Source organism: Variovorax sp. WS11 (assembly GCF_010499245.1).
In the GTDB taxonomy this organism is placed as follows: domain Bacteria; phylum Pseudomonadota; class Gammaproteobacteria; order Burkholderiales; family Burkholderiaceae_C; genus Variovorax.
In genome coordinates this window covers 208409-221930 of the sequence record NZ_JAAGOW010000003.1, presented here as the reverse complement: position 1 = coordinate 221930, position 13522 = coordinate 208409, and the positions used below count along the sequence as shown (strand labels likewise).

The window sequence follows — 13522 nt, the reverse complement described above, 5'->3', positions numbered from 1 at the left end:
AGCCTCGCCATGACCACACCCTCGTATGCCGCGATCGACGCGCCGCTCCAGGCGCCGTCGGCCCCCCTCGACACGGCCGCACGCAGCCTGTCGGCCGCCACCACCGCAGCGTGCCCGCTGCAGCTCAGCGGGGTGCACAAGCGCTACGGCACCCACGAGGTGCTGCGCGGCGTGTCGCTCACCGCGCGCAAGGGCGACGTGCTGAGCATCATCGGCTCCAGCGGCTCCGGCAAAAGCACGCTGCTGCGATGCATCAACCTGCTGGAGCACCCCACCGAAGGCGAGATCCGGGTCGGCGGGGAGCCGCTGCGCCTGCGCCGCGACGCGCGCGGCGACCTGGAATGCGCCGACCGCAAGCAGCTGCAGCGGGTGCGCTCGAGGCTGGCGATGGTGTTCCAGAACTTCAACCTGTGGTCGCACATGACGGTGCTCGAGAACATCATCGAGGCGCCGATCCACGTGCTGGGCATGCGCAAGGCGGCGGCGATCGAGGCCGCCGAGGCCTACCTGCAGAAGGTCGGGCTCCACGAGCGCCGGCACTACTACCCCGCGCATCTCTCCGGCGGGCAGCAGCAGCGTGCGGCCATCGCGCGGGCGCTTGCGGTCGAGCCCGAGGTGCTGCTGTTCGACGAGCCGACCTCCGCGCTCGACCCCGAGCTGGTGGGCGAAGTGCTGCGCGTGATGCAGTCGCTCGCGCAGGAGGGCCGCACGATGATCGTGGTCACCCACGAGATGGGCTTCGCGCGCTGCGTCTCGAACCACGTGATCTTCCTGCACCGCGGCCAGGTCGAGGAGGAAGGCGACCCGGCGCAGGTGCTGAGCCAGCCGCGCAGCGAGCGCCTGGGGCAGTTCATTTCCGGCTCCCTCAAGTAGATCGGACCCGCACCATGGCGACCCTCGGCGAAGTCCTGATCGACCTGCTCGAAGGCTATGGCGTAGACCATGTCTTCGGCATTCCCGGCGTGCACACGGTGGAGCTCTACCGCGGGCTGGCCGCCTCGCGCATCCGCCACGTCACGCCGCGCCACGAACAGGGCGCTGGCTTTATGGCCGACGGCTATGCGCGCGCGAGCGGCAAGCCCGGCGTGTGCCTCATCATCACCGGCCCGGGCATGACCAACATCGCAACCGCGCTCGGCCAGGCCTATGCGGACTCGGTGCCGATGCTGGTGATCTCCAGCGTCAACGCGCGCGGCCAGCTCGGCAAGGGCAACGGCCACCTGCACGAGCTGCCTTCGCAGCAGGGCCTGGTCGCCGGGCTGACCGCCTTCTCCCACACGCTGATGCAGGCCGAGGACCTGCCCGACGTGCTGGCGCGCGCCTTCGCCGTCTTCGACAGCGCGCGGCCCCGGCCGGTGCACATCGAGATCCCGCTCGACGTGATCACCGCCGACGCGAGCGCCCTGCCCCGGCAGGCGCCCGCCCGTTCGCGCAGGCCGATCGCCAGCCAGGCCTCGATCGACGACGCCGCGGCGCTGCTGTCGCGCTCACGCCGGCCGCTGATCCTGGCGGGCGGCGGCGCGGTGCATGCGGCGGCCGCGCTGCAGGGCCTTGCAGAGCTGCTGCAGGCGCCGACGGCGCTCACCATCAACGCCAAGGGCCTGCTGCCGCCGGGGCATCCCCTGCTGCTGGGCTCGACGCAGTCCACCGGGCCGGTGCGCGTGCTGGCGCGCGAGGCCGACGTGGTGCTGGCCGTGGGCACCGAGCTCGGCGAGACCGATTACGACACGGTCTTCGACGGCGGCTTCGCGCTCGATGGCGCGGTGATCCGCGTCGACATCGAGGCTGCGCAGCTGTCGCGCAACTTCGCGCCGGCCTGCACCGTGCTCGGCGACAGCGCCGATGCCCTGGAGCGCCTGGCCGACAGCGTGCGCCGCACCCCTGCCCCGCACGCCACCGCCGCTCCGGACGATGCCCCTTGGGGCGCCGGGCGCGTGCATGCCGTGCGCGAAGCGCTGGAGGCCGGCTGGGACCCGGCCCTGCGCGCGCAGCGGCACTACCTGCGGACGGTGCTGGACGAACTGCCCGAGGCGCTCTTCGTCGGCGATTCGACGCAGCCGGTGTACCAGGGCAATCTCGCGATCGACATGCCCGGGCCGCGGCGCTGGTTCAACTCGTCCACCGGCTACGGCACCCTGGGCTACGGGCTGCCGGCCGCGATCGGCGCGCAGCTGGCGGCGCCCGGCCGGCCCGTCGTCAGCCTGATCGGCGACGGCGGGCTGCAGTTCACGCTGCCCGAGCTGGCCAGCGCCGTGGAGGCGCGGCTGCCCGTCATCGTGCTGCTGTGGAACAACCAGGGCTATGGCGAGATCAAGCGCTACATGCAGCAGCGCGGCATCGCGGAGATCGGCGTCGACATCTACACGCCGGATTTCCAGATGCTCGCGCGCGGCTTCGGCTGCGACAGCTGCCGCGCGGACGATCCTGAATCGCTGCGCCGGGCCTTGCGCCAGGCGGCCGGCAGTCAGCGCGACCGGCCCCTGTTGATCGAGACCTCGGAGGCGGATTGGCTCAGAGCGGTTCAAGAGCCGACATTTGTGGCGCCGCGCACGAGATCATGAAAGAGGTGATCACGCGGGCGATGGGGCTGCCGGGGCGCTGAGATCGTTGCGCTTCAGCGCCAGTCGGCGGCCAGGAGGGGTGCCAGGTTGTTCTGGTAGGCCTGCGGCAATGTCGTCTGCCCCGCCGCCGGCGGCACGAAGCTGGCCATCGCCTGCACCAGGTTCTGCACCTGGGTGTCGATCAGCACATGGCCGTCGCTGGTGCGGAACTCCTCGACCTGGTAACCGCTGACCGTGTCGCCGGCGTTGTCGACCACGTAGGTGTCGTCGCCCGTGCGGCCGGTCATGCTGTCGGCGCCTGCCAGGCCATCCAGGACGTTGGCGCCTGCGTCGCCGGTAAGCGCACGCGCGTAGTCAACACCCCAGTGCTGCAGGCCGTGCTTGTCGGGATCTCGGCGGCGGTCCTGGCGAGCTTGGCGGTGATGTCGCTCCACTCGTCGCGCAGTTGGGTTCGCGCGGCCCGCGCATCGGACTCGGACCAGCCGGCAGGCAAGACGTCGCCGAGACCGGGCAGCAGCGACGGCCGGTGGATCGCCTGCGACAGGGCACGCGTGCGCAACAACTCCGACTGGGCCGACTTCAACTGTTCGTCGATGCTGGTCTTGTCGGCGCTGGCGCTCGTAGGGTCCAGCTCCACGAGCACCTGACCGGCCTCGACAGGGTCGCCATCCTTCACCAGCACGCGGCGGACCACGCTGCGCTCCAGGGGCTGGACGAGCTTGGTGCGCTCGCTCACCACGATGCGGCCCGATGCCACGGCCACGATGTCGATCTGGCCGATGACGGACCACAGCAGCGCGATGAGAAACAGGGCGATCAGCGCGAAGGCCAGGCGCCGCGGGGCGGGATGCACGGGGGTCTCCTGCAGGCTCAGGGCGGCGGGCAGGAAGGCGAGCTCGTCGGTCAGGCGCTTCGGGCCGGCGAGCTCGTGGCGGGCTTGCCAGGCGGCGTGGAAGACGGTGCGGTAACGGGCCAGCAGGTCTTGCAAGGGATGGCGCATGGGTGCGGGGTCTGGCTTGTTCATGGCGTGCAGGTCCTGGATGCGCCGATGCCCTCACCCCCGCCCTCTCCCAGAGGGAGAGGGAGCAAGTCCTCCGCTCCGTCGGTCGGCTGGCCGCCGGCCTGCATGGCCCAGAGCCGCGCGTAGATGCCGCGCTCGTTCGCCAGCAGGGCTTCGTGCTGGCCCTCCTCGACGATGCTGCCCTTGTCCATCACGACGATGCGATGCGCATGCCTGACCGCGCTCAGGCGGTGCGCGATGATGAAGACGGTGCGGCCCTCGCAGATCTGCGCCATGTTGCGCTGGACGATGGCCTCGCTTTCATAGTCGAGCGCGCTGGTCGCCTCGTCGAAGATCAGGATGCGCGGCTGGGTGAACAGCGCCCTGGCGATCGCGATGCGCTGGCGCTGGCCGCCGGAGAGGCTGGCGCCCTGCTCGCCCACAACGGTGTCGTAGCCCTCGGGCAAGTCGCTGATGAAGGCATCCGCGCCGGCCAGCTCCGCGGCCTGCATCACGGCTTCGATCGGCGCAGCGGGGTCGCCGATGGCGATGTTCTCGCGCACGCTGCGGTTGAACAGCACGTTCTCCTGCAGCACCACGCCGATCTGTCTTCTCAGCTGGGCTGCGTCGACCTGCCGGATGTCGGCCCCATCCACCAGGAGGCGGCCTTGCTCTGGGATGTAGAGGCGCTGGACCAGCTTGGTCAGCGTGCTCTTGCCCGAGCCGGAGCGCCCGACGATGCCGATCACTTCGCCGGGGCACACGTCGAGGCTCACGCCATCGAGCACGGGGTGCGCCTTCCGGGCGGTAGCGGAAGGTCAGGTTCTCCAGCGTCACTCTCCCTTCGAGCGTCGGCAACTGCGCCGCCGCGTGAGACGGCACCTCGGTTCGGCTGTTCAGGATGTCGCCCAGCCGCGCCATCGAGATGCCGGTCTGCTGGAAATCGGTCCACAGCTGGGCCATGCGCATGATCGGCTGGGCCACGCGCTGGTCGAACATGTTGAAGGCGACGAACTGGCCGACGCTGAGCTGGTTGTCCATCACCAGGTGCGCGCCCCACCAGAGCGTGGCCGCGTTGACCAGCTTGCCGATGAGGTTGATGCCCTCATGGGCCCAGCTCGCGAGGTTCTGCGTTCGGAAGCTGGCCGAGGCGTAGGCGGCGAGCTGCTCGTCCCAGCGGCGGCCGAAGACGGGTTCGAGCGCGCTGGCCTTGACGGTCTGGATGGCGCCGACGGTCTCCACCAGCAGCGCCTGGTTCTCGGCGCCGCGGGCAAACTTCTGGTCCAGGCGTCGGCGCAGCACAGGCACGACGGCGAGGCTCAGGCCGAAGTACAGCGGCAGGCTCGCGAGCACGATGAGCGTCAACGAGACGCTGTAGAACAGCATGACGCCGATGAACATCGCCGAGAACAGCACATCCAGCACGACGGTGAGCGCATTGCCGGTGAGAAAGCTGCGGATGTTCTCGAGCTCGCGCACGCGTGCCACCGAGTCGCCGATCCTGCGGGCCTGGAAGTAGGCCAGCGGCAGTTGCACCAGATGGTGGAACAGTCGCGTGCCGAGCTCGACGTCGATGCGGGTGGTGGTGTGACCGAAGATGTAGCCGCGCAGCCCGTTGAGCAGACTCTCGAACACGACCACCACCAGCAAGCCGATGACGAGGACATCGAGGGTGGTGAGGCCGCGGTGCACCAGCACCTTGTCCATGACGACCTGGAAGAACAGCGGACTCGCCAGCGCGAAGAGCTGGAGCATGAAGGAAATGGCCAGCACCTCGCCCAGCAGGCGGCGATGCTTGACGAGGCTGGGCACGAACCAGGAGAAATCGAACTTGGCCAACTCGCCCGCAAGGCTGGCGCGGCTGGTGATGAGGATGATGTCGCCAGTCCAGTGCTGCGCAAAGACTTCCAGGGGCTCGATCACCGGGCAGGAAGAGCCCTCGGAAGGATCATCCTGGAACAGCACGCGGTGCGCATCGCACCGGCCGAGGATCACGCAGCGCGTCCTGCCTTCGTCGCCATGCATCAGCGCGAGCACCGGCAGCGGCGTCATGCTCAGGCGATCGAGTGTGGTGCGCGTGAGCTTGGCCTTGAGCCCCAGCAGCCTGGCCGCGCGCAGCACGATGGTGGTGTCGACCCCATCGCAGGGACCAAGACCCAGCTGATGCGCCAAGGTCGACGGATCTGCGGCGACCTGATGCAGACGTGCCAGCGTGCAAAGGGCCACGAGTGCCGGGTGAGGCTTTGGTGAGGACGTTGTTGTCGTGGCCGGCGTGGCTGCGCCCTCGCTGGAAGCAAGGGGTCGTACCCATTCATTCAACTTTTTCTCCCTGATCTTTTAGGACGGCGGAAGATAGCTGAACAAAGAATGGGCGGCAATGGCGAGGTGAAGATTACCGTCTTCAACCAAAGTCGCTAACGCTTCTGCTTTACATCACCTCAGTGCTTCATATTCAGGAGTTACTCAGTAGTCGATAATTTAGGCTACAAAATTCACCGCGGCGATCGGTTTGATGATCCAATAGTGCATGAAGCGAGATGGCCGCACGCTGGATCACAAGACGCTTGAAGAGATTCGCCTGATGGCGGTGGAGCGAGTTCGCGACGGGGAGAAGCCCTCTGCAGTGATTGCCGCCTACGGTTTCAGCCGCACCACCATCTACAAATGGCTGAAGGCCTCGTCGGGTCGAGGCAAGGGACTCAAGGCATTGCGCGGCACGCGCGGCACCGGGCGACCCCGGACGCTGAGTGCCGCGCAAGAGCGCCAAATATTTCGTTGGATCAATGGGCGCGACCCGCGACAGTACGGACTGGACTTCGGGCTGTGGACACGCGCCATTGTCGTGGCGCTGATCGAGCAGAAGTTTGGCGTGAATATGGGGGTGACCGCAGTCGGTGCGTTGCTGGCCAAGCTCGGACTGACCCCGCAAAAGCCGCTGCAACGCGCCTATCAACGCGATCCACAAGCCATCGAGCGCTGGCAGCGTGAAATCTACCCCGGCATCGCCACGGCTGCGAGGCAAAGTGGTGCCGACGTCTACTTCTGGGACGAATCGGGCTTTCGTGCCGACACCGTGCACGGCAAGACCTGGGCGCCCATGGGCAAGACCCCGGTCATCGAGCGGCCCGGCCAACGCCAGTCGATCTCCGCGGCATCGGCCGTCAACGCCAGGGGTGGATTCTGGTTTGCGACTTACCAGGGTGCGCTCAATGCCGAACTGTTCATCGAATTGCTCAAGAAGATGATGAAGGGTCGAAGCAAGCCGGTGCACTTGGTGGTCGACGGATTGCCGGCCCACAAGAAAGCCAACGTGCGCGAGTACATCGAATCCACTCAGGGCAAGCTGAGCATGCACATTCTGCCGGGCTACGCACCGGACCTGAACCCGGACGAACTGGTCTGGAGTCACGTCAAACGTACCGGCGTGGCTCGCAACCCATTGCGAGCTGGCGAGAAACTCGAAATCCGCATCGACCAGCAACTGCGCAGCATGCAGAAGAATCGCCGGCTTGTTCGATCATTCTTCGAAGCGCCATCTGTCGCCTATATTTCCGACTGCTGAGTAATGGAGTTAATCCAATTGAAAGGGGCGAGGCTTGGGGCCCCGCCGCACGGCTCTACAGCTTGGCGATCGACACCTCCGTGGACTTCACCAGCGCGACCACGTCGGAGCCGGGCTTGAGCTGAAGCTCGTCGACCGAACGCGTGGTGATGACCGAGGTCACGATGCCCCAGGCGGTCTCGACGTCGACTTCGGAGACGACGTCGCCGCGGATGATTTCGCGGACCTTGCCCTTGAACTGATTGCGAACGTTGATGGCTTGGATGGACATGGGTAGCTCCTGTTGAAAAAAGAAAAGAAGGAAATAGATCAGACGGCCCAGCGCAAGGCATGCGCCGGCCCATGGGCCCAGCGCGTGTCCTTGGCCGGCTCGGCATCGGGCTTCTGCAGCACGCGGTCGAGAATGCGCTTCTCGATCGCCGCAAAGGCCGGATCGCCCTGCGAGCGCGGCCGCGCGAGTGCGATGTTCTCGTCGAGCGCGATGCGGCCGTCCTCGATCAGGATCACGCGGTCGGCCAGCGCCACCGCCTCCTGCACGTCGTGCGTGACCAGCAGGGCCGTGAAGCGGTGGCGCTGCCACAGGTTCTCGATCAGCCGGTGCATCTCGATGCGCGTCAAGGCATCGAGCGCGCCCAGCGGCTCGTCGAGCAACAGCAGCCGCGGCTGATGCACCAGCGCACGCGCCAGCGAGACGCGCTGGCGCTGCCCACCCGACAGGCGCGCCGGCCATTCGGCCTGGCGATCGGCCAGGCCGACCTGCGCGAGCACTTCCTCGCCGCGCGCACGCGCCGCCGGCGGCAGGCCGAGCGTGACGTTCTCGAGCACGCGGCGCCAGGGCAAGAGGCGCGCCTCCTGAAACATGATCCGCGTGTCGTCGTGCAGTCCGTCGACGGGCTTGCCGTCGGTGTAAAGGCCGCCGTCGGAGGCTTCTTCGAGGCCTGCGACGAGGCGCAGCAGCGTGCTCTTGCCGCAGCCGCTGCGGCCCACGATGGCGATGAACTGGCCCGGCTCGATCGTGAGCTGCGTGTTGCGCAGCACCTCGCGCGTGCCGTAGCGCTTGTGGAGGCCGCGCGCTTCGAGCTTGACGCCCTGGGCGATGTGCGGGTCTGCGACGGGTCGGGTTTCGAGAATGGCATTCATGGTCGTGCGGGCTTCGGCATGGGTCATTGGCGCTTTTGATAACCGGGGTGCCAGCGCAACCACCAGTGTTCGAGCCCGCGGGCGAACACGTCGGCCAGCTTGCCGAGCAGCGCGTACAGCAGGATGCCCACCAGCACGATGTCGGTCTGCAGGAACTCGCGCGCATTCATCGTGAGGTAGCCGATGCCGGCCTGCGCCGAGATCGTTTCGGCCACGATGAGGATCACCCACATGAGGCCCAGCGAGAAGCGCAGGCCCACCAAAATCGAGGACAGCGCGCCGGGTAGGATCACCTCCTTGTAGAGCTGCCAGCGGGAGAGCCCGTAGGTGCGGCCCATCTCGATCAGCTGCGGGTCCACGTTGCGGATGCCGTGGAAGGTGTTGAGGTAGATCGGGAAGAACACCGACACCGAAATGAGGAACAGCTTGGCCGACTCGTCGATGCCGAACCAGAGGATCACCAGCGGAATCAACGCCAGCGCCGGGATGTTGCGCACCATCTGGATGGTGGAGTCGAGCAGCGTCTCGAGGAACTTGACCGAGCCGGTCAGTAGCCCCAGCGCAAGCCCGAGCCCGCCGCCGATGGCCAGGCCCGACAAAGCCCGGCCGGCGCTCACCTTCACATGGGTCCACAGCTCGCCGGAGACGGCCAGCGTCCACGCGGCCTTGACCACGTCGACCGGCGCCGGCAGCACGCGGGTGGAGAGCCAGCCGAGCGACGAGGCGATCTGCCACGCGACGATCAGCCCCACGGGCACGAGCCAGGGCACGAGGCGCCTGGCGACGCCGAGGCCGAAGGCTCGAGCTGGCCCCAGCAAAGGAGCCGCGACCGGCAACGGCTGCACTTGTTCAGTCATGAGTAGAAATCCTCGCGATCAGCTTTGAGAGACGAGGCGCGAAGGCGCATCGAGATTGGCGACGACTTCGCCGAAGGGACCGGTCAGCGACCCGCCCGGCAGGCTGGGGCGGCGCTTACGCGGCAGGAGCGGGAACACCAGCTCGGCGAAGCGGTACGACTCTTCGAGGTGCGGGTAGCCCGAGAGGATGAAGTTGTCGAGGCCCAGCGCCGCGTACTCCTCGATGCGTGCGGCCACGGTCTTCGCGTCGCCCACCAGTGCGGTGCCGGCGCCGCCGCGCACCAGGCCCACGCCAGCCCAGAGGTTGGGCGAGATCTCCAGTTCGGCGCGTGTGCGCTTGGCTCCGCCCGCGTGCAGCGCGGCCATGCGGCGCTGGCCTTCGGAGTCCATGCGCGCGAAGGCGGCCTGAGCGCGGATCACGGTGGCGTCGTCGACGCGGCTGATCAGTTCCTCTGCCGCCTTCCAGGCCGCGTCATCGGTCTCGCGCACGATCACGTGCAGGCGAATGCCGAACTTCACGCTCCGGCCCTTGCGCGCTGCGCGCTCGCGAACGTCGGCGATCTTCTTCGCCACTTCGGCCGGCGGCTCGCCCCAAGTCAGATAGGTATCGACCTGCTCCGCCGCGAGCTCGTGCGCAGCCGCCGAGGAGCCGCCGAACCACACCGGCGGATAAGGCTTCTGCGTCGGCGGGTACAAGAGCTTGGCGCCCTTCACGCTCAGGTGCTTGCCCTCGTAGTCGAAAGCCTGGCCCTCATGGCTGCGCGCAATGATCTCGCGCCAGATGCGGATGAACTCGGCCGACTGCTCGTAACGCGATGCGTGGTCGAGGAAGACGCCGTCGCCCTCCAGCTCGGCCTGATCGCCGCCGGTCACCAGGTTGACCAGCACGCGCCCACCCGAGAGCCGGTCGAAGGTCGCGGCCATGCGCGCGGCCAGGCTGGGCTGGTGCAAGCCGGGCCGCACCGCGACCAGGAACTTGAGCCGGCGCGTCGCGCCGATCAGGCTGGCCGCGATCACCCACGGGTCCTCGCAGGAACGGCCGGTAGGGATCAAGACGCCCTCGTAGCCGAGCTGGTCGGCCGCGCCGGCGACCTGCTGCAGGTAGGCCAGGTCGACGGGGCGTGCACCTTCGGTCGTGCCGAGGTAGCGGCTGTCGCCGTGGGTGGGAAGAAACCAGAAGACTTGCATGGTGTGATCTCGATCAGATGGCGAAGAGAAAGCGCCGCAGGCCCCACGCCCGTGCCGTGGCGCGAAGCACCCGCACGGCGCGCAGGCGCCACAGCGCGCGGTCAGGCAATGCCGGCAGCCGCTGCATCGAGCACGTTGATCTTCTTGGGGATCAACCCGAGGGACAAAAAGGTGTCGGCGATCTTCTGCTGCTCCGCCAGGATGGCCTTGGTGATCGGCCCCGTGCCGTACTTCCAGCGACCCACCACGACGTCGACGACCGGCTGCGGAATACCCCACAGCTGCGACAGCTCGGCGGCGTAGGCGCTCTTGTTCGCCTGGCCCCATTGGTCGACCTTGTCGATCTCCTCGGTCAGGATCCGGATCACATCGGCGTTCTTCTCTGCGTAGCCGAGCGAGGAGAAGTAGTAGCCGCGGTTGCCCACCACGCCCGCGGCGTCGGCCAGCACCCGCGCCTCGAGCGTCTTTTCTGCCGCGGCGAGGAAGGGGTCCCAGATCACCCAGGCGTCGATCGAGCCCTTCTCGAAGGCGGCACGCGCATCCGAAGGCGGCAGGAAGACGACGTTGACGTCGCCATAGCCGAGACCGTGCTTCTCCAGCAGCTTGACCAGGAAGTAGTGCACGTTGCTGCCCTTGTTGAGCGCGACCTTCCTGCCCTTGAGCTCGGCCACCGAACGGATCGCCGACCCTTTGGGCACCAGCACCGCTTCCGACTGCGGGCGCGGCACCGTGGCCGCCACGTAGGCCAGCGGCGCACCCGCGGCCTGCGCGAAGATCGGCGGCGCTTCGCCGACATCGCCGAAGTCGATCGAGCCGACGTTGAGCGCTTCGAGTTGCACCGGCCCGGCCGTGAACTCGGTCCACTTGAGCGAGACGTTCAGCGGCGCCAGCTGCTTCTCCAGGGTGCCGCGGCCCTTGAGCAGGCTCAGCACGCCCTTCTGGTGGCCAATGCGCAGCTGGCGCGCCGGTGCCTGGGCGAACGCGGCCAGGGATGGCAGTGCGATCGCCGCGGCGGCGCCGCGGATCAAGGCGCGGCGTTTCGATGAATGCAAGGTCTTCATGGTGAATGTCTTTCAGGCGTGAGCCGTCCCGCGCCGCACGCGCGGCGGCGAAGAACGCAGGAGGAAATGGGAGGGAGAGAGACGCGCCGGGCCCGCAGGCCCGGGCTTCAGACGCTACATCGCACGCGCGAGAAGGGCACCGGCTCGAAGCCGTTCGTCGCCGGGAGCTTGAGCCCTTCGTGCGCGAGCGCGTCCACCGCGTCGTCGAGGCGCTGGGCCAGCTCGCTCTGCAGCTGGTAGGCCCCCTCGGGCTGCAGCGTTACCTGCCCATCGGTCGCATACACGCCCGGCAGGATGTGCCGCGCCGCCAGCGACTGCAGCACCGGCCGCAGCGCATAGTCCAGCGCCAGCATGTGGTGCGGACTGCCGCCGGTGGCCAGCGGCAGCACCGTCTTGCCGCGCAGCGCGGACTGCGGCAGCAGATCGAGGAAGACCTTGAGCACGCCGCTGTACGCCGCCTTGTAGACCGGCGTCGCGATCACGATCGCATCGGCCTTTCGCACCTGTTCGGCGGCATGCTGGATCGCCGGATGCGAGGCCTCGCCCAGCAGCAATGCATGCGCTGCCAGCTCGCGGATCGCGATCCGCTCGACCGGCACGTCTCGCAATGCCAGCCGCGCGGCCACCGCATCGAGCAGCACCGCCGAGCGCGAAGGGGCCGAGGGGCTGCCGGCAATCAGGAGAACAGTCACGATCGGGGCGCTCTTACTTGGCGCTGTAGATTTGATCGAAGGACCCGCCGTCGGCGAAGTGCTCCTTGTCCGCCCTGGCCCAGCCGCCGAAGGCCTGGTCGATGGTGAACAGCGTGAGCTTGGGGAACTGCTTCTCGTACTTGGCCTTCGCCTTGTCGGAAGTCGGGCGGTAGTAGTTGCGGCCCGCGATGTCCTGGCCTTCGTCGGAGTACAGGTACTTGAGGTATTCCTCGGCCACGGCGCGCGTGCCCTTCTTGTCGACCACCTTGTCCACCACCGTCACCGTGGGCTCGGCCAGGATGCTGACCGAGGGCACCACGATCTCGAATTTCTCGGGGCCGAATTCCTTCAGCGCCAGGAAAGCCTCGTTCTCCCAGGCCAGCAGCACGTCGCCCACGCCGCGCTGGACGAAGGTGATGGTGGAGCCGCGCGCGCCGGTGTCCAGCACCGGCACGTTCTTGTAGACCTTCGACACGAATTCCTTGGCCTTGGCGTCGCCGCCGAACTTGCGCTTGCCGAACTCCCAGGCCGCCAGGTAGTTCCAGCGCGCGCCGCCCGAGGTCTTGGGGTTGGGCGTGATCACCTGCACGCCGGGCTTGGCGAGGTCGTCCCAGTCCTTCAGGCCCTTGGGGTTGCCCTTCTTCACGAGGAAGACGATGGTCGAGGTGTAGGGGGCCGAGTTGTGCGGCAGGCGCTTCTGCCAGTCGGCGTTGACCAGGCCGCCGTGCTTGACCAACGCATCCGTGTCGCCGGCCAGCGCCAGCGTGGCGATGTCGGCGTCGATGCCGTCGATGATCGAGCGCGCCTGCTTGCCGGAACCGCCATGCGACTGCTTGACGGTGACGGCTTGGCCGGTCTTGCCCTTCCAATAGGCGGCAAAGGCCTTGTTGTAGTCCACGTAGAGCTCGCGCGTGGGGTCGTAGGAGACATTGAGCAGCGTCACGCCCTGCGCAAACGACGGCAATGCCGTGAGGGCGATGCCTGCAGCAGCGGCAGCAGCGAGGGAAAGCTTGATAAAGTCGCGGCGGTAGCTCATGGTCTTGTGCTTCAGAAAGGCATAACAGTGAAGCTTCGAATTCTGAATTCGGCATAAGGAATCTGGAACGACCGAGTTCTCAGTTCTAAATAGCCAAATCAACTAAGCCACCCCACCCCCGTTTCTGAAGAGGCATCCAAATGGCACGCATGGTCCAGTGCATCAAGCTCGGCAAAGAGGCCGAGGGGCTCGATTTCCCACCCTACCCCGGCGAACTCGGCAAGCGCATCTGGGAAAGCGTCAGCAAGGAGGCCTGGGCCGCCTGGCTCAAGCAACAGACCATGCTGGTCAACGAAAACCGGCTGAACCTGGCCGATGCCCGCGCCCGCCAGTACCTGGCGCGCCAGATGGAAAAGCATTTCTTCGGCGAAGGCGCCGACGTCGCGCAGGGCTACGTTCCCCCACCGCCCAACTGATCCCCTGGC

The 13522-nt window shown here is 67.3% G+C and carries 13 protein-coding genes and 1 pseudogene; 4 read left to right on the top strand and 10 right to left on the bottom strand.

The features are described 5' to 3' along the window. The first annotated feature begins 9 nt into the window (after nt 1-9). Together GXN78_RS26795 and GXN78_RS26790 are read left to right on the top strand one after the other, a co-directional pair. Entirely contained in the window at nt 10-873 is an 864-nt protein-coding gene (locus tag GXN78_RS26795; protein WP_106558100.1) for an ATP-binding cassette domain-containing protein, read from the top strand. A gap of 14 nt (nt 874-887) precedes the next feature. After that, nucleotides 888-2561 carry a 5-guanidino-2-oxopentanoate decarboxylase gene (locus tag GXN78_RS26790; protein WP_106558099.1) on the top strand — a complete coding sequence of 558 codons (1674 nt, stop codon included), beginning with the start codon at nt 888-890 and terminating at the stop codon, nt 2559-2561. 53 nt (nt 2562-2614) lie between these two features. Here GXN78_RS26790 and GXN78_RS26785 read toward each other — a convergent pair whose 3' ends face one another. From GXN78_RS26785 to GXN78_RS26775, 3 genes and pseudogenes are all read right to left on the bottom strand, one after another. Then, complete coding sequence (locus GXN78_RS26785) at nt 2615-2848, bottom strand: hypothetical protein (RefSeq protein WP_106558098.1); 234 nt, start codon at nt 2846-2848, stop codon at nt 2615-2617. Next, nucleotides 2845-3585, bottom strand: coding sequence for a biotin/lipoyl-binding protein (locus tag GXN78_RS26780; RefSeq protein WP_106558097.1), 741 nt, complete (start codon nt 3583-3585; stop codon nt 2845-2847). Before GXN78_RS26780 ends, GXN78_RS26785 begins: the two co-directional genes overlap by 4 nt. After that, a pseudogene (locus tag GXN78_RS26775) lies at nt 3582-5787 on the bottom strand (type I secretion system permease/ATPase). The gene GXN78_RS26780 and the pseudogene GXN78_RS26775 overlap by 4 nt, the downstream one beginning before the upstream one ends. Before the next feature lie 301 nt (nt 5788-6088). Here GXN78_RS26775 and GXN78_RS26770 point away from each other — a divergent pair. Next, complete coding sequence (locus tag GXN78_RS26770; RefSeq protein ID WP_164255786.1) at nt 6089-7123, top strand: IS630 family transposase; 1035 nt, start codon at nt 6089-6091, stop codon at nt 7121-7123. Between the two features lie 55 nt (nt 7124-7178). On the opposite strand, the gene GXN78_RS26765 is transcribed toward GXN78_RS26770, so the two are convergent. The 7 genes from GXN78_RS26765 to GXN78_RS26735 all read right to left on the bottom strand — a co-directional run bounded on the left by GXN78_RS26765 (nt 7179) and on the right by GXN78_RS26735 (nt 13097). Continuing rightward, nucleotides 7179-7394, bottom strand: coding sequence for a molybdopterin-binding protein (locus GXN78_RS26765; RefSeq protein WP_028250350.1), 216 nt, complete (start codon nt 7392-7394; stop codon nt 7179-7181). 38 nt (nt 7395-7432) lie between these two features. Beyond that, nucleotides 7433-8263 (bottom strand): ATP-binding cassette domain-containing protein, encoded by an 831-nt coding sequence (locus GXN78_RS26760; protein WP_106558400.1) that lies wholly within the window; start codon nt 8261-8263, stop codon nt 7433-7435. A 23-nt stretch (nt 8264-8286) separates the two neighbouring features. Beyond that, on the bottom strand, nt 8287-9120 hold the full coding sequence (ssuC, locus tag GXN78_RS26755; protein ID WP_106558394.1) for an aliphatic sulfonate ABC transporter permease SsuC: 834 nt from the start codon (nt 9118-9120) through the stop codon (nt 8287-8289). An 18-nt stretch (nt 9121-9138) separates the two neighbouring features. Beyond that, on the bottom strand, nt 9139-10308 hold the full coding sequence (ssuD, locus tag GXN78_RS26750; protein ID WP_106558393.1) for an FMNH2-dependent alkanesulfonate monooxygenase: 1170 nt from the start codon (nt 10306-10308) through the stop codon (nt 9139-9141). 101 nt (nt 10309-10409) lie between these two features. After that, on the bottom strand, nt 10410-11369 hold the full coding sequence (locus tag GXN78_RS26745; protein ID WP_106558392.1) for a sulfonate ABC transporter substrate-binding protein: 960 nt from the start codon (nt 11367-11369) through the stop codon (nt 10410-10412). A gap of 107 nt (nt 11370-11476) precedes the next feature. After that, nucleotides 11477-12061, bottom strand: a complete 585-nt coding sequence (ssuE, locus tag GXN78_RS26740) for an NADPH-dependent FMN reductase (RefSeq protein WP_106558391.1) — start codon at nt 12059-12061, stop codon at nt 11477-11479. A gap of 13 nt (nt 12062-12074) precedes the next feature. Continuing rightward, a complete protein-coding gene (locus tag GXN78_RS26735) occupies nt 12075-13097 on the bottom strand; it encodes a sulfate ABC transporter substrate-binding protein (protein WP_106558390.1) in 1023 nt (340 codons plus the stop codon). Nucleotides 13098-13237: 140 nt separating this feature from the next. Here GXN78_RS26735 and GXN78_RS26730 point away from each other — a divergent pair, with 140 nt between their 5' ends. Then, complete coding sequence (locus GXN78_RS26730) at nt 13238-13513, top strand: oxidative damage protection protein (protein ID WP_106558389.1); 276 nt, start codon at nt 13238-13240, stop codon at nt 13511-13513. Nucleotides 13514-13522 lie beyond the last annotated feature (9 nt).